Origin of the sequence: Methylosinus sp. RM1, from assembly GCF_011378635.1 — a bacterium.
GTDB lineage: Bacteria > Pseudomonadota > Alphaproteobacteria > Rhizobiales > Beijerinckiaceae > Methylosinus > Methylosinus sporium.
In genome coordinates this window covers 1-25,312 of sequence record NZ_WOVC01000008.1, presented here as the reverse complement: position 1 = coordinate 25,312, position 25,312 = coordinate 1, and the positions used below count along the sequence as shown (strand labels likewise).

General features: G+C 65.8%; 21 protein-coding genes. 11 read left to right on the top strand and 10 right to left on the bottom strand.

Going from position 1 to position 25,312, the window contains the following annotated elements; all coding sequences use genetic code 11:
• Positions 1-17: 17 nt before the first annotated feature.
• Positions 18-392 (bottom strand): YraN family protein, encoded by a 375-nt coding sequence (locus tag FMZ75_RS07450; RefSeq protein WP_166141886.1) that lies wholly within the window; start codon positions 390-392, stop codon positions 18-20.
• Between the two features lie 13 nt (positions 393-405).
• Positions 406-1,329 (bottom strand): 16S rRNA (cytidine(1402)-2'-O)-methyltransferase, encoded by a 924-nt coding sequence (gene rsmI, locus FMZ75_RS07445; protein ID WP_166141885.1) that lies wholly within the window; start codon positions 1,327-1,329, stop codon positions 406-408.
• Between the two features lie 268 nt (positions 1,330-1,597).
• Between rsmI and FMZ75_RS07440 the strand changes: the two genes are divergently transcribed.
• The 4 genes from FMZ75_RS07440 (at position 1,598) to grpE (ending at position 7,452) form a co-directional block, all read left to right on the top strand.
• Entirely contained in the window at positions 1,598-2,764 is a 1,167-nt protein-coding gene (locus tag FMZ75_RS07440) for a penicillin-binding protein activator (protein ID WP_166142070.1), read from the top strand.
• Between the two features lie 243 nt (positions 2,765-3,007).
• Positions 3,008-3,964 carry a glutathione synthase gene (gshB, locus tag FMZ75_RS07435; protein WP_166142068.1) on the top strand — a complete coding sequence of 319 codons (957 nt, stop codon included), beginning with the start codon at positions 3,008-3,010 and terminating at the stop codon, positions 3,962-3,964.
• Positions 3,957-6,791, top strand: coding sequence for a [protein-PII] uridylyltransferase (locus FMZ75_RS07430; protein ID WP_166141884.1), 2,835 nt, complete (start codon positions 3,957-3,959; stop codon positions 6,789-6,791). Before gshB ends, FMZ75_RS07430 begins: the two co-directional genes overlap by 8 nt.
• A 55-nt stretch (positions 6,792-6,846) precedes the next feature.
• A complete protein-coding gene (grpE, locus tag FMZ75_RS07425; RefSeq protein ID WP_166141883.1) occupies positions 6,847-7,452 on the top strand; it encodes a nucleotide exchange factor GrpE in 606 nt (201 codons plus the stop codon).
• 50 nt (positions 7,453-7,502) lie between these two features.
• On the opposite strand, the gene corA is transcribed toward grpE, so the two are convergent.
• Positions 7,503-8,504, bottom strand: a complete 1,002-nt coding sequence (gene corA / locus FMZ75_RS07420) for a magnesium/cobalt transporter CorA (protein ID WP_166141882.1) — start codon at positions 8,502-8,504, stop codon at positions 7,503-7,505.
• A gap of 237 nt (positions 8,505-8,741) precedes the next feature.
• Between corA and FMZ75_RS07415 the strand changes: the two genes are divergently transcribed.
• Entirely contained in the window at positions 8,742-9,821 is a 1,080-nt protein-coding gene (locus tag FMZ75_RS07415) for a hypothetical protein (RefSeq protein ID WP_166141881.1), read from the top strand.
• Positions 9,822-9,883: 62 nt separating this feature from the next.
• Here FMZ75_RS07415 and FMZ75_RS07410 read toward each other — a convergent pair whose 3' ends face one another.
• Complete coding sequence (locus FMZ75_RS07410) at positions 9,884-10,300, bottom strand: regulator (protein WP_142863413.1); 417 nt, start codon at positions 10,298-10,300, stop codon at positions 9,884-9,886.
• A gap of 268 nt (positions 10,301-10,568) precedes the next feature.
• Between FMZ75_RS07410 and FMZ75_RS07405 the strand changes: the two genes are divergently transcribed.
• The 3 genes from FMZ75_RS07405 (at position 10,569) to FMZ75_RS07395 (ending at position 14,586) form a co-directional block, all read left to right on the top strand.
• Positions 10,569-12,146, top strand: coding sequence for a Do family serine endopeptidase (locus FMZ75_RS07405; protein WP_207783329.1), 1,578 nt, complete (start codon positions 10,569-10,571; stop codon positions 12,144-12,146).
• 333 nt (positions 12,147-12,479) lie between these two features.
• Positions 12,480-13,163: a response regulator transcription factor gene (locus FMZ75_RS07400; RefSeq protein WP_108918421.1), complete on the top strand. Its 684-nt coding sequence runs from the start codon at positions 12,480-12,482 to the stop codon at positions 13,161-13,163.
• Positions 13,147-14,586, top strand: coding sequence for an ATP-binding protein (locus FMZ75_RS07395; RefSeq protein ID WP_166141880.1), 1,440 nt, complete (start codon positions 13,147-13,149; stop codon positions 14,584-14,586). The genes FMZ75_RS07400 and FMZ75_RS07395 overlap by 17 nt, the downstream gene beginning before the upstream one ends.
• 46 nt (positions 14,587-14,632) lie before the next feature.
• On the opposite strand, the gene FMZ75_RS07390 is transcribed toward FMZ75_RS07395, so the two are convergent.
• The 3 genes from FMZ75_RS07390 to FMZ75_RS07380 are packed head-to-tail and all read right to left on the bottom strand — an operon-like array spanning position 14,633 to position 17,072.
• Positions 14,633-16,468, bottom strand: coding sequence for a carbamoyltransferase (locus tag FMZ75_RS07390; RefSeq protein WP_166141879.1), 1,836 nt, complete (start codon positions 16,466-16,468; stop codon positions 14,633-14,635).
• Between the two features lie 6 nt (positions 16,469-16,474).
• A complete protein-coding gene (locus tag FMZ75_RS07385; protein WP_166141878.1) occupies positions 16,475-16,621 on the bottom strand; it encodes a DUF5989 family protein in 147 nt (48 codons plus the stop codon).
• Between the two features lie 34 nt (positions 16,622-16,655).
• Positions 16,656-17,072 (bottom strand): SxtJ family membrane protein, encoded by a 417-nt coding sequence (locus FMZ75_RS07380; RefSeq protein ID WP_166141877.1) that lies wholly within the window; start codon positions 17,070-17,072, stop codon positions 16,656-16,658.
• A gap of 316 nt (positions 17,073-17,388) precedes the next feature.
• Here FMZ75_RS07380 and FMZ75_RS07375 point away from each other — a divergent pair, with 316 nt between their 5' ends.
• Complete coding sequence (locus FMZ75_RS07375) at positions 17,389-18,954, top strand: radical SAM protein (RefSeq protein WP_166141876.1); 1,566 nt, start codon at positions 17,389-17,391, stop codon at positions 18,952-18,954.
• A 49-nt stretch (positions 18,955-19,003) separates the two neighbouring features.
• Positions 19,004-19,354: a hypothetical protein gene (locus FMZ75_RS07370; RefSeq protein ID WP_166141875.1), complete on the top strand. Its 351-nt coding sequence runs from the start codon at positions 19,004-19,006 to the stop codon at positions 19,352-19,354.
• A 39-nt stretch (positions 19,355-19,393) separates the two neighbouring features.
• Here FMZ75_RS07370 and FMZ75_RS07365 read toward each other — a convergent pair whose 3' ends face one another.
• From FMZ75_RS07365 to FMZ75_RS07355, 3 genes are all read right to left on the bottom strand, one after another.
• Complete coding sequence (locus FMZ75_RS07365; protein WP_166141874.1) at positions 19,394-21,682, bottom strand: HAMP domain-containing sensor histidine kinase; 2,289 nt, start codon at positions 21,680-21,682, stop codon at positions 19,394-19,396.
• 117 nt (positions 21,683-21,799) lie between these two features.
• Positions 21,800-24,457 carry an aminopeptidase N gene (pepN, locus tag FMZ75_RS07360; RefSeq protein WP_166141873.1) on the bottom strand — a complete coding sequence of 886 codons (2,658 nt, stop codon included), beginning with the start codon at positions 24,455-24,457 and terminating at the stop codon, positions 21,800-21,802.
• Positions 24,458-24,567: 110 nt separating this feature from the next.
• Positions 24,568-25,089: a Dps family protein gene (locus FMZ75_RS07355; protein ID WP_166141872.1), complete on the bottom strand. Its 522-nt coding sequence runs from the start codon at positions 25,087-25,089 to the stop codon at positions 24,568-24,570.
• 35 nt (positions 25,090-25,124) lie between these two features.
• Here FMZ75_RS07355 and FMZ75_RS21305 point away from each other — a divergent pair.
• On the top strand, positions 25,125-25,312 hold a 188-nt coding region (locus FMZ75_RS21305), incomplete at its 3' end, for a hypothetical protein (protein ID WP_207783328.1).

Here is a 25,312-nt window from a genome sequence, read left to right as displayed (position 1 = left end):
ATGCTTCGCCTCTTTCGTCATCCCAAATCCAACTCCATCGCCGCTTCCACATGCAGCGGCAGGCGCTTCGGCGCGATATAGACCGCATCGCCGCGCAGCACATGATCCGCGGCCCAGGGATTGGACGCCAGCCATTTCGACGCCGCGCGGGAAATGCGCCGGCGTTTCTCCTCGGTGATGGAGATCATCGCCTCCTCGAGGCTGGCGCGCGCCTTCACTTCCACGAAAGCGATGGTCCGCCCGCGCCGCGCGACAATGTCGATCTCGCCGCCGCGAATATGATAGCGGCGATCGAGGATGGTGTAGAATTTGGCGCGCAGCCACAGCGCAGCGATCGTCTCGGCGCGCAGCCCGCCGCGATGGCGCGCGCGCCGTTTTTCTGTCTCGCTCACTTTCGGCTCTCGCTCACTCGCGCGTCTCGCTCTCGCGCTCGGCGGCGAGCTTTATCGCCCGCGCATAGACTTCGCGGCGCGGCCGGCCGGTGGAGGCGGAGACGACGCTGGCCGCGTCCTTCAACGAATGGGCGGCGAGCGCCTCCTCGAGCTTGGCGTCGAGCTCGGCCTCGCTCGCCGCCTCGGCGTCCACGCCGGGCGGGGCGATCAGCACGACGATCTCGCCGCGCGGCGGCTCCTCCTCGCGCAGAGCGGCGGCGAGCTGGTCGAGCCTGCCGCGCCGCACCGATTCATAGAGCTTGGTCAATTCCCTCGCGATGGCGGCGTCGCGCGGGCCGAGCACCGCGGCGGCGTCATCCAGCGTCTCGGCGACGCGCTTGGGCGATTCGAAAAACACCAGAGTGCCGGGAATGCGCGCCAGCTCGGCGAGGCGCGCGCGCCGCGGCCCGCCCTTGTGCGGCAGAAAGCCCTCGAAGAAAAAGCGGTCCGTCGGCAGGCCGGCGACGACCAGCGCCGCCAGCACGGCCGAAGGGCCGGGAACGGAAGTGACCTTGATTCCCTTTTCCAGAGCCTCGGCGACGAGCTTGAAGCCCGGATCCGAGACCAGCGGCGTGCCGGCGTCCGAGACGAGGGCCAGCGCCGCCCCCGCCTCCAGCCGCGCGATCAGATGGGGCCGCATCACATGGGCGTTGTGCTCGTGATAGGCGACGAGCGGCGTCGAGATTCCGTAATGGGCGAGCAAGGTCTTGGTGACGCGCGTATCTTCCGCCACCACGGCGTCGGCCGCCGCCAGAGTCGACAGAGCGCGGAAAGAGATATCCTTCAGATTGCCGATCGGCGTCGCCACGAGATGCAGTCCCGCCGCGATCTTCTCCGCCTCCGCCCGCAGACCGAAAGCGGTATAGGCCGCCGTCGCCGTCACTTTATCCTCGCTCATGGCCATCCGCCCGATCTCCGCCGATACGGCCGTTCGATGAAACGCCCGCACGTTCTTTTTACAGAACATGACCAACGCGTTCAAGGCCGCAATTTCCCCGCAAAATTCGATTTTATTTCAATTTAGGGGTTGCCGTGCGCTTTCCGCAATCGCGTATAAGACGGCGATTTCATCGTGCCGTTCGAGCGGGAGGCTTCCATTGGTCACGGGTAGGCAGGACAGGTTTCGGCGAGGCGGCGCAGCGGCGCCGGCGCGCCTTTTCTGCGCCTTGGCTGCGGCGGCCTTGCTCAGCGCCTGCAATCCGACGGCGGGCCCCGGCGTTCCGGGCGCGCCCGAGCTGCGGCTCTCGGCGCCGCTCGGCAAGGTGGAGGTGGGCCAGCTCAGCGAGGGCGATCAGATCGGCAGCGGCGCGACGCGCATCGCGCTGATCGTGCCGCTCTCCATGGCCTCCGGTCCGAGCCAGGTGGGCGCCTCGCTGCTGAACGCCGCCAAGCTCGCCTATGCCGACAGCGGCGCCAATGACGTGACCATTCTGGTCAAGGACGATCATTCTACGGCCGCCGGCGCCGCTCAGGCGACGCAGAGCGCCATCAATGAGGGCGCAGAAATCGTCATCGGCCCGGTGTTCGCCAGCGGCGTGAAGGAGGCGGCGCGCGTGGCGCAGAGCGCCGGCAAGCCGATCATCGCTTTTTCGACCGATTCCTCGGTGGCCGGCAAGGGCGTCTACCTTCTGTCCTTCCTGGTCGAAGGCTATGTCGAGCGCATCGTCGATTTCGCCGCGCAGCGCGGCAAGAAATCGATCGCCGCGCTCGTGCCCGACAATGATTACGGCACTGTGGCGCTGGCCCAGTTCCAGCAGAGCGCAGCCAATCACGGAATGCGCGTGCTGACGATCGAGCGCTACAAGCCGGGCGCCGCGCAGCCCTCGGTGCAGCGCATCGCCCAGGCGGCCGAGCAGATCGACGCGCTGTTCATCCCCGAGCAGGCCGAGGCCATGACCGCCGTCTCGCAGGAATTGCAAGCGGCGCATATCGACACCAAGCGCATTCAGGTGCTCGGCACCGGCCTTTGGAACGACGCCCGCGTGCTGAAGCTGCCGGCGCTGCAGGGCGCCTGGTTCGTCGCGCCGGAGAACGCCGGCTTCAATGCGCTGGCGCAGCGCTATCGGGCCAAATTCAACAGTGATCCCGCGCGCATAGCGACGCTCGCCTATGACGCTGTGTCGCTGGCCATCGCGCTGTCGCGCAGCCAGGGCTCGCAGCGCTATTCGGAGAATGTGCTGCTCAATCCATCGGGCTTCAACGGCGCCGATGGCGTGTTCCGCTTCAAGGCGGACGGCATGAACGAGCGCGGCCTGTCGGTGCTGGAGATTTCCAGCGGCGCCGCCAAAGTGCTGTCGCCGGCGCCGCGTACCTTCACCGGCAATGGGGCGTGATTCCCTCATCGGGACGCCTCCGAAGAATCTGCTGAGCGAGCATGTCCTCCGGGTCTTTCTCGTAGACCCCACCCCGTCCGGCTTCGCCGGCCGACCCTCCCCTCGAGGGGAGGGTGGATGCGAATGCGCCGCCCCGCCCCGCTCCAGACATGAGGAAGCGCTTTCGCCCCGGGGCGAAACGCGTTACTTCCTCTGGGGCGGTCCGCCGGGGACGGGCTGCGCCACGAAAGAGACATGGCGAACATGATCGACGTCGCGGTCCAGATGGACCCTCTCGAAAAAATCAATTTCGCCGGCGATTCGACCTTCGCGCTGATGCTCGAGGCGCAGAGGCGCGGCCATCGCCTGTGGCATTACACGCCCGACAGACTCTCGCTCGGCGCCGGACGGCTGAGCGCGCCGGCGCGCGAGATTTCCGTCTTCGACGATTCCGCGCGCTATTATGAGCTCGGCGAGGAGCACGTGCTCGATCTCGCCGGCGTCGATGTCGTGCTGCTGCGCCAGGACCCGCCTTTCGACCTCGCCTATATCACCTCGACGCATTTCCTCGAGAAGATCCAATCGAGGACGCTCGTCGTCAATGATCCCGCCGCCGTGCGCAATGCGCCGGAAAAGCTCTTCGTCATGGAATTCGCCGATCTGATGCCGCCGACGCTGCTGACGCGCGACCGGGCGGCGATCGAGGCGTTCCGCGCCGAGCATGGCGACATCGTCATGAAGCCGCTCTACGGCCATGGCGGCGCCGGCGTGTTCAAAGTGGCGCCGGTCGATCCCAATTTCGGCTCGCTCTTCGATCTCTTTTCCACGACCTTCCGCGAGCCCTGGGTGGCGCAGCGCTTTCTCCCCGCGGTGAGCCAGGGCGACAAGCGCATATTGCTCGTCGACGGCGAGCCGCTCGGTGCGGTGAACCGCATTCCGGCGGAGAACGACATTCGCTCCAATATGGTGCGCGGCGGCGCGGCGGCCTCGACGGCGCTGACCGAGCGCGAGCGCGAAATCTGCGCGCGGCTCGGCCCGGCGCTGCGCGCGCGCGGCCTGCTCTTCGTCGGCATAGACGTCATCGACGGCAATCTGACCGAGATCAACGTCACCTCGCCGACCGGCCTGCGCGCCCTCTCCCGGCTCGGCGGCCCCGACCTCGCCGCGCCGATCTTCGACGCGATCGAGGCCAAGCTCGCGAGGCTGCGCGCGAATGGCTGACGCGCGCAAGGCCGCGCTGCGCGCGCGGGAAGAGCCGCGGCCGCCTGCACGGAGCGAGGCGCCGAGCGCAGACGGCGTGCGCGCGACGCTCGGCGAAAAAATCGCCGCCGTGAGCAGAGCCGCCAAGCCCGGCGAGCCGCGCGCGGCCGTGGTGGAGATTTTGCGCAAGGCCCTCGCCGAGAGCCACGAAATCGCGCGCGCCTATCTCGAATCCGGCGGCAAGGGCCTCGTCTGCGCGCGCTATCTCTCCGATCTCGAGGACGAGATCATCGGCGCGATCTATGATTATGTCGTGCGTTTCGTCTATGTCGCCGACAATCCGACCTTCGGCGAGCGGCTGACCATCGTCGCCGTCGGCGGCTATGGGCGCGGCACTCTGGCGCCCGGCTCCGACATCGATCTTCTGTTCCTGCTTCCCTATAAGCAGACGCCCTGGGGCGAGAGCGTCGTCGAGGCGATCCTCTACATGCTGTGGGATCTGCGCCAGAAGGTCGGGCACGCGAGCCGCTCCGTCGCCGAATGCCTGCGCCAGGCGCGCGCCGACGTCACCATACGCACGACCATTCTCGAGGCGCGCTTCATCCTCGGCAGCTCGGATCTCTTTCACGAGCTGCTCGAGAGCTTCGATCGCGAGATCATGCGCGTCGACGCGCGCGAGTTCGTCGCCGCCAAGCTGGCCGAACGCGACCAGCGCGTCTCGCGCGCCGGCTCCTCGCGCTATCTCGTCGAGCCCAATGTCAAAGAGGGCAAGGGCGGCCTGCGCGATCTGCACACGCTGTTCTGGATCGCCAAATATGTCTATCGCGTGCGCGAGCCGGAGGAGCTCGTCGCCGCCGGCCTCTTCACGCGCAGCGAGCTGACTTTGTTTCAGCGCTGCGAGGAATTTCTGTGGCGCGTGCGCTGCCAGCTGCATTTTTCGACCGGCCGCGCCGAGGAGCGCCTGTCCTTCGATCTGCAGCCCATGCTCGCGGCGAAATTCGGCTATCACGATCGCGCCGGTCTCTCGCGCACCGAGCGCTTCATGAAGCATTACTTCCTCGTCGCCAAGGATGTCGGCGATCTCACCGCCATCGTCTGCGCGGCGCTGGAGGCGCGCGAGGCCAAGCCGCCGGCCATGCTGGACCGCGTGCTCGGCCGGCTGCGACGGCGCGCGCGCAAAATGCCGTCGGATGATTTCATCGTCGAGCACGACCGCGTCAATGTCGCGGCCGAAGACGTGTTCCGCCGCGATCCGGTGAATATCATTCGCCTGTTCTGGACCGCCGACCGCTATGGGCTCGCGATCCATCCTGACGCCGTGCGCGCCATCACGCGCTCGCTGCGGCTGATCGATTCCGAGCTGCGCGCGAGCAAAGAGGCCAACCGCCTGTTTCTCGATATTCTGCTGTCGCACAATACGACAGAGACCGTGCTGCGGCGCATGAACGAGACCGGCGTGCTCGGGCGCTTCATTCCCGAATTCGGCCGCATCGTCGCGATGATGCAATTCAACATGTATCATCACTACACGGTCGATGAGCATCTATTGCGCGCAGTGGGCGCGCTGGCGGCGCTCGAATCCGGCCGCGGGCCGAAACAGGCCGCGCTCGCCAATGACATTCTGCCGACCATCTCCAATCGCAAGACTCTCTATCTCGGCCTGCTGCTGCACGATATCGCCAAAGGCCGCAAGGAGGATCACTCGCAGGCCGGCGCGGAGATAGCGCATTCGCTGTGTCCGCGGCTCGGCTTCGATCCCGGCGAGACGGATACGGTCGCCTGGCTGGTGCAGCATCATCTCCTGATGTCCAGCATAGCGCAGAGCCGCGATCTCTCCGACCGCCGCACCATCGAGAATTTCGCGGCCATCGTGCAGACGATGGAGCGGCTGAAAATGCTGCTCGTGCTGACCATGTGCGACATAGACGCGGTCGGCCCCGGCGTGCTCGACGCCTGGAAGGCGCAGCTGCTCAATGTGCTCTATTGGGAGACGGAAGTCGTGCTCGGCGGCGGCCATTCGGCGGCCGATCGCAAGAGCCGCGTCGCCCATGCGAAGGAAGAGCTGCGCGCCGCGCTCGCGGATTGGAGCGACGCCGATTTCGCCGCCTATGCGCAGCGCCATTATTCCGCCTATTGGCTGAAGGCCGATCTCTCCCGCAAGATCCGCCACGCCCGGCTCTTGCGCGATCTCAGCGACACGAAGACGCCGCTCGTCACCACTGTCGATCTCGACACCAAGAGCGGCGCGGTGGAGCTCACCGTCGTCGCGCAGGATCATCGGCGCCTGCTGTCGATCATCGCCGGCGCCTGCGCCGCGAGCGGCGCCAATATCGTCGACGCGCATATTTTCACCACGGCGGACGGGCTCGCGCTCGACACCATCTTCTTCTCGCGCGCCTTTCCGCTCGACGACGACGAATTGCGCCGCGCGCGCCGCGTCGCCGAATACATAGAGAAAGCGCTGCGCGGCGAGATCGCCATTTCCGAGGCGGTGGCGGCGCGCAGCGCGCAGCGCGGCGCGACCACGGCCTTCGACATCGCGCCCGGCGTCGTCATCGACAATAGTTTCGCCAATATGGCGACCGTCATCGAGGTCTCCGGCCTCGACCGCGTCGGCCTGCTCTTCGATCTGACGAACGCCATCTCCAATCTCAATCTCAACATCGGCTCCGCTCATATCGTCACCTTCGGCGAGCGGGCTGTGGACGCCTTCTATGTGACCGATCTGACCGGCGGGAAAATCGTCTCGCCCTCGCGTCAGGCGGCGATAAAGCGCCAATTGCTGGATGTCTTCGCGCTCCGCGTGCGAAAGACCTCCGGCGGGGGCGCGGGCGCCGCCCCGACTTGATTTTGCGCGCTCCCGCACTGATATCGGGGGCGTTTCATCGCCAATGGAAGAGATCATGAGCGACGATAAGAAAAAGGACACCCAGGAAGAGGCCCGCGCCCGTCAGGCGCAGGCGAGCGACGACGCCTCCGCCCTGGCGCAGCCGGGGGCGGAATCCGACATCGCCGAGCCCGAGCCTTTCACGGAGCTCGAGAATCTCCACGCCGAGGTCGCCAGCTTGAAAGACAAGCTGCTGCGCACGCTCGCCGATATGGAGAATATGCGGCGGCGGACCGAAAAAGAGATCGCCGACGCCAAGACCTATGGGGTGGCCAATTTCGCCCGCGAGATGCTGACCTTCGCCGATAATCTGCGCCGCGCCGTCGACAGCGTGCCGGAGCCCTCGCGCGAGGGCCTCGAGCAGAATATTCGCACGCTGATCGAGGGCGTCGAGCTCACCGAGCGCGATTTCGTCTCCCGCCTCGCCCGTTTCGGGGTCAAGAAGATCGAGGCGCAGGGCCAGCGCTTCGACCCCAATCAGCACGAGGCGCTGTTCGAGATACCGGACGAGAGCGTGCCCAATGGCACGGTCGCGCAAGTGGTCGAGCCCGGCTATACGATCGGCGAGCGCGTGCTGCGCCCGGCCAAGGTCGGCGTCGCGCGCGGCGGGCCGAAGGCCTGATCGGCGCTTTTTTCAAGAGTGGCCGCGCGCGACGTCGATGACGCCGCGCGTCACAGCCAATCATTGCGGCGAAAGCGCCAGTAGAGCGTCGCGCAGATCGCCGCCGTCGCGCCGAGAATGAGGAAATAGCCGTAGCGCCATTTCAGCTCCGGCATATGCTCGAAATTCATTCCATAAATGCCGGCGATCGCGGTCGGCACGGCGAGAATGGCGGCCCAGGCGGCGAGACGCCGCGTGATATGCGTCTGCTGCATCTGGCCGTTCATCAGGCTCGCCTCGAAGGCGAAGGCCAGCACCTCGCGCAAAGTGGCGATCTGCTCGCGCACGCGCAGAATATGGTCGGTCACATCGCGAAAATGCGGACGCATGGCAGCGTCGATCGCCATGACCTCCGTATGCTCCAAGCGTTGGCAGACATCGACCAGCGGCGCGACCGCATTGCCGAGCCGCAAGAGATCGCGGCGCAGCGCATAGAGCCGATCGACATGGGCCCGGTCCGGCGATCGCGCGAGAATGTGATCCTCTATCGCTTCGACTTCCGCATTGATCGTCGCCAGCACGGGAAAGTAATTGTCCACGATGAAATCGAGTATGGCGTAGACGATGTAATCCTCGCCCTCGGAGAGCCCATGCGGCGCCGCCTCGCAACGCTCGCGCACATGCGCGTAGGAGCTGGAGGCGCCGTGGCGGATCGACAGCACATAGCCCTTGCCGACGAAGAGATGCGTCTCGCCGAAGGCGATGCGGCCATTCTCCATCTGCGCGGTGCGCGCGACGATGAACAGACCGTCGCCATATTGCTCGAGCTTGGGATATTGATGCGCCTTGCCGGCGTCCTCTATCGCCAGAGGATGCAGATCGAATTGCCGCTGCACGCGCGCGAGCAGTTCGAAGGACGGCTCACAGAGGCCGATCCACACGACATGGCCGGGACGCGCGGCGAAGGCGCCGGCTTCCTCGATCGCTATGTCCTGAAGCCGGCGGCCATCCGCATAGACGGCGGCTGCGACGACACCGGGCTCACGCCCGACGCTCGGCGATCCATCGTTCATAGTCCCACTCCATAGGGCGATCCGAAGCATCATAATGAGGTCGTATCAATAAACGACTTATCGATAGAGCGTGACAGCTCGGCCGCGGCTGATTAGGCTGAGCGCAGACATCTGAATTTTCGATGCGCGATCGAACGCCGACACATCCCTCGCGGCGATAATCGCCGTGACGCCACGAATATTGAAGCTCTATGAACCGCCGATGCGGGGCGGACCATTGATCGGGAGGCCAAAAATATGACGATAGAAGCGCAAGGCATAACGCCGGATCGCGTCGGCGTTTCACGAAAATTCACCTTGATCGCAGCGCCTTTGGCGGCGATCGCTTATCCTTGGACGCCGCGGGCGTTCAATATAGCCGCAGCCGAGATCGTCGAGCCGTCGAGACCAGCGCATCTCATCTTCTGGCTCGGCGCCGCCCTCTTCTTGGCGCTGGCCTTCGCCATCCCGTTGATCGGCTTGCTCGCGTCATTCCGTCTGGCGCGCGTCACAGCGCCGACTGTGGCGGAACGACGCGCCGAGCTCGTCGCCCTGCTCGTCGTCGCGGCGCCGGCGATCTACACTTCCCTCGGCGTCGTCGATTTCATGACGAACAGCCCGCTGCCCGACGAATGGGCCTTTGCGCTGCTTTGGGCGCTTCTCATCGTCGCCGTCGTCGCGAGCCCGGACCGGCCCTATCCGCTCGCCTCCGCCGCCGCGGCGCCGGCGACGCTACGCGTCGCTCACGGCGTCGCCGCGATCGCCATACTCGCTGTGTTTCTCGGCTTTCATCTCGTCAATCATCTCACGGGATTGATCGGGCCGGATGCGCATCGCAGCCTGATGAAGAGCGTTCACGCCATTTACGGCTCCGCTCTCGTCGAGCCGCTGCTCGTCGCAGCATTGCTGTTTCAAGTCGCGAGCGGATCGTTTCTCGCCTCGCGTCATTTGCGCGCGAGCGCCGATCCATTCAGGATTTTCCAGATCGCGGCGGGCGTCTATCTCGCCTTCTTCATCCTCGGCCATATGAATTCGGTGTTCATCTACGCTCGCAGCTGGTCCGATCCGCCGATCGTGACGGATTGGTCCTTCGCGACCAGCGAGGCGTGGGGCGGCCTGATCGAGAGCGGCTGGAGCAATCGCCTCATTCCGCATTATGCGCTGGGAGTCTTCTTCGTCGTCGCGCATATGGGCGCCGGCCTGAGGATGGCGATGATCGGCCATAATCTGCCGGAGCGATGGGCGAATAGAGCGATGTTCGGCGTCGCGGCGGCGGCCGCGCTTCTCGCTCTCGCCATCATGCTCGGAATGTGCGGCCTGCGTCTCGATCTCGTCTGAGCGTCTTCCCCGCCCGGCGCGACGGCGCGAAACGCGCGCCGTCGCTCGAACCTTGTCGCCCCTCACAATAGCGCGCGAAAATCCTCCACGGTGAGCGGAGCGACGACATTCTGCGCATCGTCCAAAATCTCGTAGAGCAGGCCCTTGCCATAGATGGTGAAGAACACGATCACGTCCTGATCGCCGCCGCCTTCCCGATGCGGGTCCTCCGAAGGCGGGCTGACCTTGTAGCTGCCGACGGGCCGGATCTCCTTTAGCTCGCCATCGGCGTGATAGAGGCGATGCTCGCCCTGGATCACGAAGGTCTTGTTGACCGTCTTGTGACGATGCAGCAGGATTTTCTCATTGGCGGCGAATTTGTACAGAACATGGACGATCCCGGCCTCGTCGTCTATGTCGCGCACGGAGAGCCAGAGGTGATCCACCCCCTCGAGCCTCCGCCACTCGATGTTGCTGTCGTCGAAAGCGAAATTCGGCATTTTCATCCTCCCGTCTCGCGATTGAGACCCGCCGAATTGTGCCGCTCCGCCCAGCGCGCCGCCCACGGACGGGCGCCCTCGCCTTCCCGGGCGATTTGCCCGCGGCCTTTTTTCGCCCGAGCTCACGCTACGCCCCGCGCGGCCTTACGAAAGTTTCATGCGCGGGCCACTGTGGCGTAAGCTCGCGAACGCCATCTTCATCGTCGACAGGCGGAGGCCCCGCCGCGCCCCCGGCCCCGCTCGAGGGGCAGACGATGGAGACGGTTCGATGACCTTGCCGGTGATTTTTCGTCGAGTTCTCGCCACGACCCGAACGGCGCGCTGGCGTCGCCCGGAAGGGCGCCCGTTTCGTCTCGCGCTGATGTCCGGCGCCGCCGCGCTCGCGCTCGGCGCGACGCTGCTGCCGGCGCAGACCTTCGCCTGGGGCCAGGCTCCAGCGACCCAGACGCAGAGCACCAGCCAGAGCGCGGCTGCGGCCGTCGGCCCGCAATCCTTCGCCGATGTCGTCGAGCGGGTGAAGCCGGCCGTGGTCGCGATCAAGACCAAGGCGCTGGAGGCCGGCGGCGGCCCGGAGGAAGGCTTTCCCGGAATGCCGCCCGAGCTTTCGCCGGACGATCCGCTCTATCGCTTCTTCCGCCATTTCGGCGAGCCTCCGGGAGGACGCGGGCGACAAAAGCATATGACGCAGGCGCTGGGCTCCGGCTTCGTCATCACCGCCGACGGCTATGTCGTCACCAACAACCATGTCGTCGAACATGCGACGCAGGTGGAGGTGACTTTCGACGACGGCCGCACGCTGCCGGCCAAGATCGTCGGAACCGACAAGCGCACCGATCTCGCTCTGCTGAAGATCAATGACGGCAATAATCTGCCGCATGTCGATTGGGCGAGCGCCAGCCCGCGCATCGGCGATTGGGTGATCGCGGTCGGCAATCCCTTCGGCCTCGGCGGCACGGTGACGGCGGGTATCGTCTCGGCGCGCGGCCGCGACATCGGCGCCGGCCCCTATGACGACTTCATCCAGATCGACGCGCCGGTGAACCGCGGCAATTCCGGCGGCCCCTCTTTCGACGAGCATGGCCAGGTGATCGGCGTCAACACGGCGATCTATTCGCCCTCAGGCGGCTCGGTCGGCATCGGCTTCGCCATTCCTTCGGAGGTGGCCAAGGATGTGATCGCCGCGCTCAAGGACAAGGGTCAGGTGGCGCGCGGCTGGATCGGCGTCTCCATCCAGCCGATCACCCCGGAAATCGCCGAGAGCCTGGGGCTCAAAAACAACAAGGGCGCGCTGATCGCGCAGCCGCAGCGCGGCGGCCCGGCCGAGGCGGCCGGGCTCAAGGCCGGCGACGTCGTCACCGCCGTAGACGGCCAGAAAGTGGACGGACCGCGCGACCTCGCCCGCCGCATCGCGACGCTCGGCCCCGGCAAGAGCGCTGAGCTCACCTTCCTGCGCAATGGCGCCGAGAAGAGCGTGAAGCTGAAACTCGGCAAGCTGCCGAGCGAAAAGGAGACCGCCGCCGCCGAATCCAAAGACGACGGCGTCGAGCCCGGCGCGGCGCTCGCCGCCTATGGCATAGAAGTGGCGCCGGCCGCGGAAGTGCGCGGCGGCCGCGGCGGCGAGGGCCTCATCATCGTCGGCATCGACCCCAATGGCGCCGCCGCCCAGAAGGGGCTGCGCCAGGGCGACGTGATCGTCGAGGCCAATGGCCAGACTTTGAAGGCGCGCGGCGATCTGCAGGCGGCGATCGACTCGGCCAAGAAAGAGGGCCGCAAATCCGTGCTGCTGCGCGTGAAATCGCCGGAAGGGGCGCGCTTCGTCGCGCTCTCGGTCAATCCGGCGTCCTGACGATGAACGAGGACAGGCGCCGGAAAGGCAATTCCGCCTCCCCCACTAGGGAGGAGGTCGATAGCCGCAGGCGCTCGGGAGGGGGCGACGCCACGAGTGTTCGCCGCGGAACCCCACCCTGGATTGCTCCGCAGTCCGCCCCTCCCCCGAAAGGAGAGGGTGGATTCCCAGAGCTTCTTGCGCGGGGCCCGTATTGCCCGCCCCCCGTGTAGCGGGCGCTGCGCATGAAGGCGGTGGGGGACAGACGTCTCCTCTCCCGCCGCGTCAGTCGCGGCAGGTCGGCGCGTTCTCGCCGGCCTGCCGTTTTCATTCGAGGCGCGCTATATGGATGAAATGCGAATATTGATCGTCGAGGACGATTCGGAAGCCGGCGCCTATCTCGTGAAGGCGTTCCGCGAGCAAGGCCATGTCGCCGACCATGCGGCCGACGGGCTGGAAGGCTATGCGGCCGCGACGGACGGCAAATATGACGTGCTGATCATCGACCGCATGTTGCCCAAGCTCGACGGGCTCTCGCTCATCTCGGGCCTGCGCGAGCAGAAGATCGACACGCCCGCTCTCATCCTCTCCGCGCTCGGCCAGGTGGACGATCGCGTGCGCGGCCTGCGCGCCGGCGGCGACGATTATGTGTCCAAGCCCTACGCCTTCTCCGAGCTGCTCGCCCGCGTCGAGGCGCTGGCGCGCCGCCGCGGCGGGCCGAAGCCGGAAGAGACCGTCTATCGCGTCGGCGATCTCGAGCTCGATCGGCTCGCCCATAAGGTCGTCGCCGCCGGACAGGAGATCGTGCTGCAGCCGCGCGAGTTCCGCCTGCTGGAATATTTGATGAAGCACGCCGGCCAGGTGGTGACGCGCACCATGCTGCTCGAGAATGTCTGGGATTATCACTTCGATCCGCAGACCAATGTCATCGACGTCCACATCTCCAGACTGCGCGCCAAGATCGACAAGGGACGCGAGACGCCGCTCCTGCACACGATCCGCGGCGCGGGATATATGATCCGTGAAGGCGCTCGTTAGACTCTTCCGCACGACGGCCTTCAAGCTGTCGCTCGCCTATCTGGTGCTGTTCGGCATCGGCGCGGCCATTGTGCTGACGCGCGTGCAGATCAATGTCGAAGACCTCTTCGACGAGCAGACCGCGCAGACGATCGACGCCGATATTCGCGGTCTCGCCGAGCAATATTCGGAAGGCGGCATACGCCAGCTCGTCGAGGTGATCGAGCGCCGCGTGCGCACGCCGGGCGCCTCGCTCTATCTGGTGACGACATTTTCCGGCGAGCTCATCGTCGGCAATATCGCCGCGCTGCCGCCGGACCTTCCCGATCGATCCGAGCTGGTCGAGGCGCGCTATCAGCGCCGCGGCGAGACCACCGCCCATCATCGCGCGATGATGCGGCTGTTCCAGCTGCCGGGCGGCTTCCGCCTGCTGGTCGGCCATGATCTGCAGGACCGCAGACTGCTGCACGGCATATTGCGCCGCGCGCTCGTCGCCTCGCTGTTCTGGCTGATCGCCATCGGCACGCTCGGCGGCCTCATCGTCGCGCGGCGCATTCTGGCGCGGCTCGACAAGCTCTCCGCCTCGGCGCGGCGCATCATGTCCGGCGATCTCGAGCAGCGCCTGCCGCTGATGGGCGCCGACGACGAGCTCGATCGGCTCAGCGCCAATCTCAACGCCATGCTGGACCGCATCGAGCAATTGATGACCGGGCTGCGCGAAGTGTCCGACAATATCGCCCATGATCTGAAAACGCCGCTGACGCGGCTGCGCAATCGCGCCGACGCCGCGCTGCGCGCCGATCTCGGCGCCGAGCAATATCGCGACGCGCTGACCGATATGATCGAGGAATCCGACGCTCTCATCCGCATTTTCGACGCGCTGCTGATGATCGCGCGCGCAGAGGCCGGCTATTGCAGCGATTTTTCCAGCGACTTCGACGCCGGCCGCGTCGCCGCCGACATCGCCGAAATGTACGAGCCCGTCGCCGAGGAGCATGACGCGCGCATAGAGCTCGCCGCCGCCGACGGGCTGACGCTGCGCGGCAATCGCGAGCTGCTCGGCCAGGCGCTGGTCAATCTCGTCGACAATGCGCTGAAATATGGCGCGGCCGCGCCCGGCGCCGTCGTGCGCGTCGCGGCGCGGCGGGCGGGCGACAGCATAGAGATCGAGGTTTCCGATCGCGGCCCCGGCATAGCGGAGAAGGACCGCGACCGCGTGATCGGGCGTTTCGTGCGGCTCGAGAATTCGCGCTCGCGGCCGGGCTCCGGCCTCGGCCTGTCGCTCGCCGCCGCAGTCGCGCGCCTGCATGGCGGGACCTTGCGCATAGAAGACAATGCGCCGGGCCTGCGCGTCGTGCTGGCGCTGCCGCGCGCGGCCCCGGCGACCCATGCGCCGAGCGCCGCGCCTTCCCCCGCCGTTCCGCAGGCGCCGTCGGCGGAGTGACGAATTTTCGGCCGATCGTTTCGCGCGGGTTCCGCGGGCGAAAACGTCAGTCGAGCTCGAATCTGTCCTTATAGTCCTTGCGCAGCACTTGGTCCTGATCCTCCTTGCGCAAATGGCAATTGCCGATGACCAGCGTCTCGATCTCCGTGCCCATGAAGCAGGCGAAGGCGTCCTCGGGCTTGCAGACGATCGGCTCGCCGCGCACGTTGAAGCTCGTATTGACCAGCACGGGACAGCCGGTCCGCGCATGAAAGGCCGAGATCAGCGCGTGATAGCGCGGATTGGTCTCCCGATGCACCGTCTGCACGCGCGCGGAGCCATCGACATGCGTCACCGCCGGAATGACGCTGCGCGGCCGCTGCAAGCGCTCTATGCCGAACAGCGCCTCATCCTCCGCACTGGTCGCGAGACGATGCCGTTTCGCGACATCGGCGACGAGCAGCATGTAGGGCGAATCCTCATCGAGATCGAACCAATCGGCGACATGCTCGCACAGAACGGAGGGCGCGAAGGGCCGGAAGGATTCGCGATATTTCACCTTGAGATTGAGCGTCCTCTGCATTTGCGGCGAGCGCGGATCGGCGAGAATGGAGCGCCCGCCGAGCGCGCGTGGGCCGAACTCCATGCGCCCCTGGAACCATCCCACCGCCCTGCCATCGGCGAGATCGCGCGCCGTGGCGGCGATCGTCTCCTCATCCGAGAGCGTCGTGAAGCGCGCGCCGCTATCGGCGAGGCGACGCTCTATATCGCTCTGCGAATAGGACGGCCCGAGATAGGCGCCCTGCATTGCGTCGCCTTCGCCGCACGCGGCGCGCGGACGTCCGTTGAAATCATGATAGGCGAGCAGCGCGGCGCCGAGCGCGCCGCCGGCGTCGCCGGCCGCGGGCTGAATCCAAATGCGCTCGAAGCTCTTGTCGCGTAGCACCTTACCATTGGCGACGCAATTGAGCGCGACGCCGCCGGCGAGGCAGAGATTGCGCGCGCCTGTCTCCGCCGCCAGCGCGCGCGTCAGGCGCAGCACGATCTCCTCCGTCACCGCTTGGATCGATGCGGCTATGTCCATATGACGCTGCGTCAGCTGCTCTTCCGGCGCGCGCGGCGGGCCGCCGAACAGGCGATGCAGCTTCTCGCTCGTCATGCGCAGCCCTGTGCAATAATCGAAATAGGATTGATCGAGACGGAATGTGCCGTCCTTCTTCAGATCGACGATGTGATCGAGAATGAGGCTCGCATATTTCGGCTCGCCATAGGGCGCGAGGCCCATGAGCTTATATTCGCCGCTATTGACCTTGAATCCCGTGTAATAGGTGAAGGCCGAATAGAGCAGGCCGAGCGAATGCGGAAAGCGCAATTCGCGCTGCATGACGAGCTTCGCGCCCTCGCCGAAAGCGACCGACGTCGTCGCCCATTCGCCGACGCCGTCCATGGTCAGTACCACAGCCTCGTCGAAGGGCGATGGATAGAAGGCGCTCGCCGCATGGCTGAGATGATGCTCGGCGAAGAGAAGGCGCACGCGCCAATCGACATTGGGCGCATGATGCTTCAGCTTTTGCGCGAGCAGAGATTTTTGAAACAGCTTGTCGCGCAGCCACACCGGCAGAGCGGTCGCGAAGGACTGAAACCCGCGCGGCGCGAAGGTGGTGTATGTCTCGAGCAGACGCTCGAACTTCACGAAGGGCTTGTCGTAGAAGGCGACGTGATCGATGTCCTTCGCCTCGAGGCCGGCGGCGGCGAGGCAATAGTCGATGGCGTTGGCGGGGAAGCGCGCATCATGCTTGACGCGAGAGAAGCGCTCTTCCTGCGCGGCGGCGACGATGCGTCCATCCTCGATCAACGCGGCCGCGCTGTCGTGATAGAAGGCGGAAACGCCCAGAATTCGCACGAGCGATCAGAACAGCGTGTAGATGAAAGGAGCGACCGCCGTTCCCTGCAGCAGCATCAGCCCGCCGAGCAGCATCATCACGCCGAGCACAGGCGCCATCCAATATTTCTTGCGACTCGCGACGAAATCCCACAGCTCGAGAACCATATCCATCGCATTCGTCTCCTGTCAGAAATTGCTTTTCCGGTCAGAATTGCTTGCGCATGTCGGAGGCGCCGTCCGCATCGCCGCGCCGCGTCCAATAGCTCTCGGCCGCTTGGTCGAAACGCAGCGCGAGAGGGTCACGCCCGCGCAGCCGAAAGAGGATGGCGATCGGCGTCAGCACGCCGAAGAACAGCACTGCCATGACGATCGGATTGACGATTTTGTGAAGCGTCGATCCGAAGGCGAGCCAGAGATCGTTGAGCGCTGCGAGCCGCTTCGGCGCGATGATGGCGAGCGCCGCGAAAACCGCGGCGGCGGCGAGCGCCCAAAGGTGCGGAGAGTCGTTTCGCCACATCGGCGCCAGCGCCAAAATGGTCAGCGCGGCGGCGATCACCAGGCCGAAGGAGCGATCGGAACCACGCTCGACCGGCCGATCCGAGGTGAGGGCTTCATGCGTCATCTTATGGCGCCATCCCCTGAAAAAAACCGTAGAAACGCGTCGTCACCAAAACCTCGCGAGGCTTAGGCGATGAAAAGTGGAGCGTCAATTACGGGGTATCCCCATCCGCGTCCGCAGATCGATGTAGAAGATTGAGCGGCAAGACGTTTCGACACTCACATGACTTTGCGCCCCGGCCTCGCGGCGCCGGCGAGCCTGTGGATTACCTTCGAGAAACGGCCGGGCGCCGCGCGAATGAGAGGCCGCGGCGCGCTTTGGGCTTGCGCGCGACAAAAAAAAAGACCTTAATTCATGGGTTGTCGGAAAGGGGCCTGCAATGACCTCATCCCTTTATATCATCAATCCCGCTGCAGATTTTCCAACCTACTTCGGCGCCGAGATTCTCGTCGCCTCCGGCCGGCCCTCGGGCGTCATGATGGCCGATCTCTCATCGACGACCGTCGCCGCAATGGCGCCGCGCGACTTCGCGATCGAGATCAGCGACGAGGGCGTCGCGCCCGTGAATTTCGATCATGACGCAGATTGGATTTGCGTCACCGGCAAGGTGAGTCAGCGCCGCCGCATGATCGCCATCGCCGACGAATTTCGTCGCCGCGGCAAGAAGGTCATCATCGGCGGGCCATACGCCAGCCTCAGCCCCGATCATCTCGCCGCGCATTGCGATGTGCTGGTGAGCGGCGAGATCGAGGAGATCGCCGACGAGCTCTTCGCCGATCTGCGCCGCGGGCGTCCGCGCGATCGCTACATCGGCGACAAGCCTTCGCTGGCGACGAGCCCGATCCCACGTTGGGATCTCTATCCCAATCATCGCGCCATGCTCGGCGCCGTGCAGACATCGCGCGGCTGTCCGTTCGAATGCGAATTCTGCGACGTCATCCAATATCTCGGCCGCAAGCAGCGTCACAAGCCGATCGCCAATGTGATCGCCGAGCTCGACGCTCTTTGGGCGCATGGCTTTCGCGCGACATTCTTGGCGGATGACAATTTCACCGCCTATCGCGCCCATTGCAAGGAGCTGCTGGAGGCGATGGCGCATTGGCGGCGCAATGGCCATGAGATGGATTTCGTCACGCAAATCTCCATCGACGCGACGCGCGACGCGGAGCTGATGGACATGCTGGTCGAGGCCGGCGTGCATCAAGTGTTCATCGGCATAGAGACGCCCAATCTCGACAGCCTGCGCGAGACCGGCAAAAAGCAGAATTTGAAGATCGACATTCCGAGCGAGGTGCAGAAGCTCATCGACCGCGGCATTTCAGTGATGGGCGGCATGATCGTCGGCTTCGATCACGACGGGCCGAATGTGTTTTCGCAACAATATGAGTTCGCCATGTCGACGCCGATCCCCATCTTCAGCCTCGGCGCGCTGATGGCCTCGGAGGCGACGCCGCTCTTCGACCGCATCACCGCCGAAGGACGCCTGCTGCAAGGCACGGTGGAGACGCAGGCGGTGCCCTGGGGCTCCAATATCCGCCCGGTGACGATGAGCATGGAGGAGCTGAACTCCGGCCTGCACAATCTCTGCAACGCGCTCTATTCGCCCGCCGCCTTCGGCGAGCGCATGTTGAATTTCATTCACAGCTTCGGCCGCTCGCGCGATTTGAGCGACGCCAAGCTGCCGGAGTTCGAGAGCTTTCGCGAGGTGGAGCGGCAGGCGATGGACATCGCCGCCGAGGTGCGCCGTCTCGGCGACGCCGAGGGGCGCATGTGGAACAAAGTGTGGGGCGCGGCGCTGCGCAAGCCGGCGACGGCGAAGATCGTCGGGCGCATCATGTTCCAATATGCGCAGGCGCGGCACATGTTCGACCGCGGCAATTATTGGGAGCCGCAGCTGGCCTTTGCGCCGCCGCGGCGGGAGATGGCGGAGGCCGCGGCGGAGTGACGTGTAAGAGCAGCGGTCGGAGAAACGTCGCGCGATGGTGGAACTCGAATTGTCGGACATCATTTTGTGGCTGCGCGTCGAACGGCCCCATTCCGATCTCGGAAAATTGGACTGGGGCGTCGCTCCATTGCGGAATGTCGCAACGGCGGAGAGAGACCTCGTTTCTTTCGCGGCCGATCATATCCTCGCCAGCGAAGAGACGCTGTCGAAATTTTTGTGCGCGATCGGCGAACTGCGCTCTCTCGCCGAGCTAACGGTTTCGGCGAATGTCGCTGTCTATTTCGATCATGACGCAATGACGCGAAACTTTGTGCTGCCGTCCGAATTCATGAGGACGGTCGGCCGCGCCGTCGATGAAATCGAGATATCGGTCTATTCGACCGACGCCGAGAAAAGCTGAGCGCCCACTAACGCCGCTCGCGAGCCGCGGCTACGACGCTCAGTACAGCGACGTCCGCGCGCCTTGCGCCGAAATCGCCCGCGTCGTCGGCCGCACCGGAATGCGGAGCATCGCGATCGTGCCGATGCCCACATGCGAGCGGATGCGCAGCGCGCCGCCATGCAGCGCGATCAGCGAGCGCGCTATGGCGAGGCCCAGGCCGGAGCCTTTCATGCCATTTTCGATGACGGCGATCGGCTGCTCGAAGGGGCGGCCGAGCTTGGGGATGGCGGCCTTCTCTATGCCGCAGCCGTCGTCTTCGACGAAAATGGCGACCGAGCGCGCGAGCCGACGCGCTCGCACGCGCACGGCGCCGCCGGCCGTGGTGAATTTCAGACTGTTGGAGACGAGCACGCCGATCGATTTGACGATCGCGTCATGATCGCCATAGCAGCGCAGCCCGTCGCAGGCGTCGACGCTGATCTCGACGCGCTTCGTCTCGGCGCTATGGCGGTACCGCTCCACCGTCGCGCGCACGGCGCCGGAGACGTCGACCTCGCGCTGATCCAGCCGCACGCGGCCGGCTTCGAGGCGCGACATGTCCAGAATATCGGTCAGCACATCGAGCAGATAGCGGCCGCCCTGATGGATATGATTGCAATATTCGACATATTTGGTCGAGCCGAGCTCGCCGAACACCTGCGCCTGCATCATCTCCGAAAAGCCGATGATGGCGTTGAGCGGCGTGCGCAGCTCATGGCTCATATTGGCGAGGAATTCGGACTTGGCCTGATAGGCGGCCTCGGCCTCGCCCTTCTGCAGATGATATTGCTCGGCCAGCGTCGCCAGCTGCTGCGCCTGCGCCTCCAGCGTCTGCCGCGATTTCAAGAGATCGGCGACGCTCGCCGTCAGCCGGCGCTCGGAGTCGATGAGCTTCTCCTGATTGCGCTTCAGCGCGGTGATGTCGGCGCCGACCGAGACATAGCCGCCGTCCTTGGTGCGGCGCTCGCTGATCTGCAGCCAGCGGCCGTCGGCGAGTCGCGCCTCATAGGTGCGCTCGCTCGCCGTCACGGCCTCGTCGGAGACGATCTGCGTCTCGGCGAGCGCGGCGGAAGCGCTCGCCATGATGCGCGCATAGCTCGCGCCGGGCGCCGCCGCCTCGGCGGCGAGGCCGTGCAGCGCCAAAAACTTCGAATTGCAGGCGACGAGCCGATTATGCGCGTCCCACAGCACGAAGGCCTCGGAGATCGTCTCTATGGCGTCGCGCAGCCGCATATCGGCGGTGGCGGCGCCTTCCGCCAGCGCGCGCTGCTCGGAAATGTCGACGGCGACGCCGACGAGGCGCTTGCCGCCCTGCGCATCGTCGATCAATTCGGCGCAGGCGCGCAGCCACAAAAAGTCGCCGCGCGCAGTGCGGATGCGGAATTCGTGATCCATGCCGCGCGAGCCGGAGGCGACGATGGTCTCGACAATGGCGATGAGATCGCCGTCCTGCGGATGCAGACGCGTCTTCAATTCGCCGAAGGAGAGCGAACGCGGTTGCGGATCGAGGCCGAGCAGCGCGAACATGGATTGCGACCAATGAATGCGCCCGCGCGCAATGTCCCAATCCCAAAGGCCGCAGCGGCCGGAGCCGAGCGCGGCGTCGACGCGCCGGCGCAGATCGATCTGCGCGCGCTCGGCGAGCGCGGCGCGGCGCGCCTGCCGCCGAAAGGCGACGAGGCCGAGCGTCGTCGCCAGCGCGGCCGCCGCGGCGAGCGCCGCATTGCGCGCGACCGACCAGCGCCAATCGGCGAGGGCCGCGTCGTAAGGCAAGATCGCCGCGACTTGTCCCACGCCTTGTCCCGCCGCGGGCGCCAGATTGCGCACAGTGGCGAGCGCCTTGCGGCCATCGGCCAGAGTGACGCGCATCACTCCCGCCTTATCGGCGAATTCGGTCAATATCTGCTCGGCGCCGAGCAGGCCGGCGAGCGCGCCGGAGGCGTCGAGCGGCGCTGTCGCGGCGACGATCCGGCCGGACGCGTCGGCGACGGCGACGCGGCGTCCGCGCATCGCGGCGTAATCGGGCAGCGCCGCCGCCCCGCCGCGCGCGCTCGCCTCGACGTCGCGGGAGACGGCGCGCGCGAAAATCTCGAGCTCCTGCGCCGCCTCGATCAATGTGCGCTCATGCGCCGCCTCCGCCAGCAGGAGAAGCAGCGCGCCGAGCGCGAGAGCGCAGGCGCCGAGCGCGACAGTCGCGCGCCGCGCGCTCAGCTGTTGCGCGATCGCCCGGCCGATGCTCGCGGAGCCCGCAGCGCTCCATGAGGAATCGGCGCAAGTCGTCGTATTGGCCGCGCGTCCACGCGCCATTTCGTAAGTCCCCGCGTTTGTCGAAGAGGGGGAAAAACGCGCCGCATCCCGCCCCGAATCAGCACCATTCGAATCCGGCGGAGGGCTTTTGTCCAGACCTTAAAAGGACGTAAACGCTCAGCCGAGCGCGCGCGTCGCTATGTCCGAAACATCGGCGGAGAGATCGGGCGTCGCGAGAATGCGACGCAGCGTCGTCTCGGCGATTTTACGCCGCCGCTCCTCCAGCGAGCGCCAGGAGCGCAGCGCCGAGAGCAGGCGCGCGGCGAGCTGCGGATTTTTGGGGTCGAGCTCCAGCACGACGCGCTCCAGCAGCGCATAGCCGGAGCCGTCCAGCGCATGGAAACGCGTCGGATTGCCATTGGCGAAGGATCCGACCACCGCGCGCACGCGATTGGGATTGGCGAGCGAGAAGTCCTCATGCGCCATCAGCCGCGCGACGCGCGCCGTCGTCTCGACCTCCGGAATCGTCGATTGCAGAGCGAACCATTTGTCGACGACGAGATGATCTTTTCGGTAGCGCTCGTAGAAGGCGGCGAAAGCGTCCTCGCGCGCGGCGCCCGGAAGATGCGACAGCGTCGCCAACGCGCAGATGCGGTCGGTCATATTCGTCGCCTCGGCGAATTGCCGCTCGGCCAGCGGACCGCCCGAGGCCGGATCGCCCGCTGCGAGAAGATCGAGCGCGACATTGCGCATGGCGCGCCGGCCGGCGCTGGCGGCGTCCGGCGAAAAACCCTCCTGCGGCGCGAAGCGCGCGTGCGCCTCGGCGAGCGCCGGCGCCAGAAAGCGGCCGAGATCGCGCTTCAGGCCGGAGCGCGCGGAATAGATCACATCGGGATCGACGTCCTTGCCCATCTCGCGCGCGATGTCGATCTCGGACGGCAGAGAGAGCGCCTGGGCGACGAGGCTCGGATCGCCCTCCCCCGCCTCGACGAGCCGTTTCAGCGCGTCGAAAAAGGCCTTGTCGTCGACGCCCTCGCCGCCGCGGGCGGCCTCGACGCGGGCGAAGACGGAACGCAGCGCGAGGCTCTGCGCCGCCTGCCAGCGATTGAAGGAATCGCTGTCATGGGCGAGCAGCCGCTCGAGGTCTTCCGCCGATTGCGGCGGCGCGAGGCGCACGGGCGCGGAGAAGCCGCGCAGCAGCGACGCCACCGGCCGCGAGGGGACATTCTCGAACACGATCTTCCGTTTTGGCGTCGAGAGCTCGACGACGCCGCGCGCGCATTCCTCGCCGCTCGCGCCGGTCTCGCCGGGCGCTGCGGACAGCGTCAGCTCGTCGCCATTCTCGCCGATGAGGCCGAGCGCGAGCGGAATGACGAAAGGCTTTTTCTCGCTCTGGCCGGGCGTCGGCGGCGTCGACTGCTCGAGGGCGAGCGTGAAAGTCTTGGCGGCAGCGTCATAGTCGCTCTGCACTGAGATTTGCGGCGTGCCGGCCTGCTCGTACCAGAGCGAAAATTGCGCGAGGTCGCGGCCGGAGGCTTCGGCGAAACAGGCGAGGAAATCCTCCACCGTCGCCGCCGTTCCATCGAAACGCGCGAAATAGAGGTCCATGCCGCGACGGAAATCGGCCTCGCCGATCAGCGTCTTCAACATGCGAACGATCTCGGCGCCCTTCTCATAGACGGTGGCCGTGTAGAAATTATTGATCTCGTGATAGAGGCTCGGCCGCACCGGATGGGCGAGCGGGCCGGCGTCCTCGGGAAATTGTTGCGCGCGCAGGCCGCGCACGTCGGAAATGCGCTTTACCGCGCGAGAACGCTGATCCGCAGAGAACTCCTGATCGCGATAGACGGTCAGCCCTTCCTTCAGGCACAGCTGGAACCAGTCGCGGCAGGTGATGCGATTGCCGGTCCAATTGTGGAAATATTCATGGGCGATGACCGATTCGATGCCCGCATAATCGGAGTCGGTCGCGGTCTCCGGCGAGGCCAGAACATATTTGTCGTTGAATATGTTGAGGCCCTTGTTCTCCATCGCGCCCATGTTGAAATCGGAGACGGCGACGATGTTGAACACGTCGAGATCATATTCGCGGCCGAAGGCCTGCTCGTCCCAGCGCATGGAGCGCACCAGCGAATCCATCGCATAAGAGGCGAAGGGCTCCTTGCCGCGCTCGACATAGATGGCGAGCTCCACGTCGCGGCCGGAGCTCGTGCGATAGCTCTCGGAAATATGGCCGAGGTCGCCGCCGACGAGGGCGAAGAGATAACAGGGCTTGGGGAAAGGATCGCGCCAGATCGCGAAATGCCGGCCGCCGTCGAGATCGCCCGAGGCGATCGGATTGCCATTGCCGAGCAGAACCGGGGCTTCGCTCTTATCGGCCTCTATGCGCGTCGTGTAGACGCTCAGCACATCGGGCCGGTCGAGGAAATAGGTGATGCGGCGAAAGCCCTCCGCCTCGCATTGCGTGCAATAGGCGGAGCCGGAGCGATAGAGCCCGCTCAATTGCGTATTTGCCGAAGGATCGACCTCGGTCTCTATCTCCAGCGTGAAGGGCCCCTCGGGCGGGGCGCGCAGCAGGAAGGAATCGGGCGTCGCCTCATAGGACTCGGGCGCGAGCGGCGCCCCATCGAGCGCGACGCGCCGCAAGACCAAGCCGTCGCCGTCGAGCGCGAGCGGCGCGCCGGCCTGTCCGGCCGGATTGCGCCTGATCGCGAGGCGCGCGGCGACACGCGTTTTGCTGCGATCGAGCGAAATATCGAGATCGACCGCGTCGATCAGAAACGCGGGCGGGCGATAGTCGGCGAGGCGGACGGCCTGAGGGGGTGGGTTGCGCATGGGACCTCGATGCACGTCACACCTACACGCGGCGGCGCGCCTTCGCAACGGGCTAGGGAAAACGGGCGAGGCAAGCAGCAGGAGAAGAGAGCCGCCGCCGACGATTTGCGTCAGGCGTTGCCGCGACGGCCGGCCTCGAAGAGGAACCAGACACGCCTTTCGGCCTCGTCGATGTAATTCTCGAGCAGGCTCGCGGTGGCGACGTCGCCGCGGTCGTCGCAGAGGGAATGCGCCTCGCGCATCCGCGCCGCCAGCGCGTTATTGTCGTCGCGCAGCTCGGCCAGCATGTCCTGCGGATCGACATAATCGGCGTCATTGTCGAGGATGCGCTGGAGCCGCGCTATGTGGCCGATGGAGCGCAGCGTCACGCCGCCGACCTTGCGCACCCGCTCGGCGAGCTCGTCCGTCGTCGCGAAAATCTGCGCGCCCTGCTCGTCGAGCAGCAGATGATAGTCGCGAAAATGCGGGCCGGAGACGTGCCAATGGAAATTCTTCGTCTTCAGATAGAGAGCGAAGGCATCCGCCAGCAGAGCGTTGAGCGCGCCGGCGAGATCGCGCGTCGCCTCGGGCGAGAAGCAGGTCGGCGTCTCGAGCGCGGCCTTTTGGCGGGAGCGCAGTTCACGATTGGTCATTGCGATTTTCTCCTCGAGCGGAGGGCTGGATCGCTATGACCAGATATGCCGGCGCGCGCGGCTTCCCATGGCTCGGCGCGGATTTTTTGGCGGGGCCGCCGAGACGGATCGTCGCGCGCCGTCAGCCGGCGGAGGCGCTGGGGAGCTCGTTTTCGAGCGGCTCTGCGGGCTCGGCCGGGGCCGGCTCGGCCGTCGGGCGGCGCGCCGCCGGCAGGCGGTGTAC

Coding starts and splice junctions, on each gene's coding strand:
- FMZ75_RS07355 (WP_166141872.1), bottom strand. CDS start 25,089: ATGACCAATCGTGAACTGCGCTCCCGCCAAAAGGCCGCGCTCGAGACG.
- grpE (WP_166141883.1), top strand. CDS start 6,847: ATGAGCGACGATAAGAAAAAGGACACCCAGGAAGAGGCCCGCGCCCGT.
- pepN (WP_166141873.1), bottom strand. CDS start 24,457: ATGCGCAACCCACCCCCTCAGGCCGTCCGCCTCGCCGACTATCGCCCG.
- corA (WP_166141882.1), bottom strand. CDS start 8,504: ATGAACGATGGATCGCCGAGCGTCGGGCGTGAGCCCGGTGTCGTCGCA.
- FMZ75_RS07375 (WP_166141876.1), top strand. CDS start 17,389: ATGACCTCATCCCTTTATATCATCAATCCCGCTGCAGATTTTCCAACC.
- FMZ75_RS07415 (WP_166141881.1), top strand. CDS start 8,742: ATGACGATAGAAGCGCAAGGCATAACGCCGGATCGCGTCGGCGTTTCA.
- rsmI (WP_166141885.1), bottom strand. CDS start 1,329: ATGAGCGAGGATAAAGTGACGGCGACGGCGGCCTATACCGCTTTCGGT.
- FMZ75_RS07385 (WP_166141878.1), bottom strand. CDS start 16,621: ATGGATATGGTTCTCGAGCTGTGGGATTTCGTCGCGAGTCGCAAGAAA.
- FMZ75_RS07400 (WP_108918421.1), top strand. CDS start 12,480: ATGCGAATATTGATCGTCGAGGACGATTCGGAAGCCGGCGCCTATCTC.
- FMZ75_RS07410 (WP_142863413.1), bottom strand. CDS start 10,300: ATGCCGAATTTCGCTTTCGACGACAGCAACATCGAGTGGCGGAGGCTC.
- FMZ75_RS07405 (WP_207783329.1), top strand. CDS start 10,569: ATGACCTTGCCGGTGATTTTTCGTCGAGTTCTCGCCACGACCCGAACG.
- FMZ75_RS07380 (WP_166141877.1), bottom strand. CDS start 17,072: ATGACGCATGAAGCCCTCACCTCGGATCGGCCGGTCGAGCGTGGTTCC.
- FMZ75_RS07365 (WP_166141874.1), bottom strand. CDS start 21,682: ATGGCGCGTGGACGCGCGGCCAATACGACGACTTGCGCCGATTCCTCA.
- FMZ75_RS07430 (WP_166141884.1), top strand. CDS start 3,957: ATGGCTGACGCGCGCAAGGCCGCGCTGCGCGCGCGGGAAGAGCCGCGG.
- gshB (WP_166142068.1), top strand. CDS start 3,008: ATGATCGACGTCGCGGTCCAGATGGACCCTCTCGAAAAAATCAATTTC.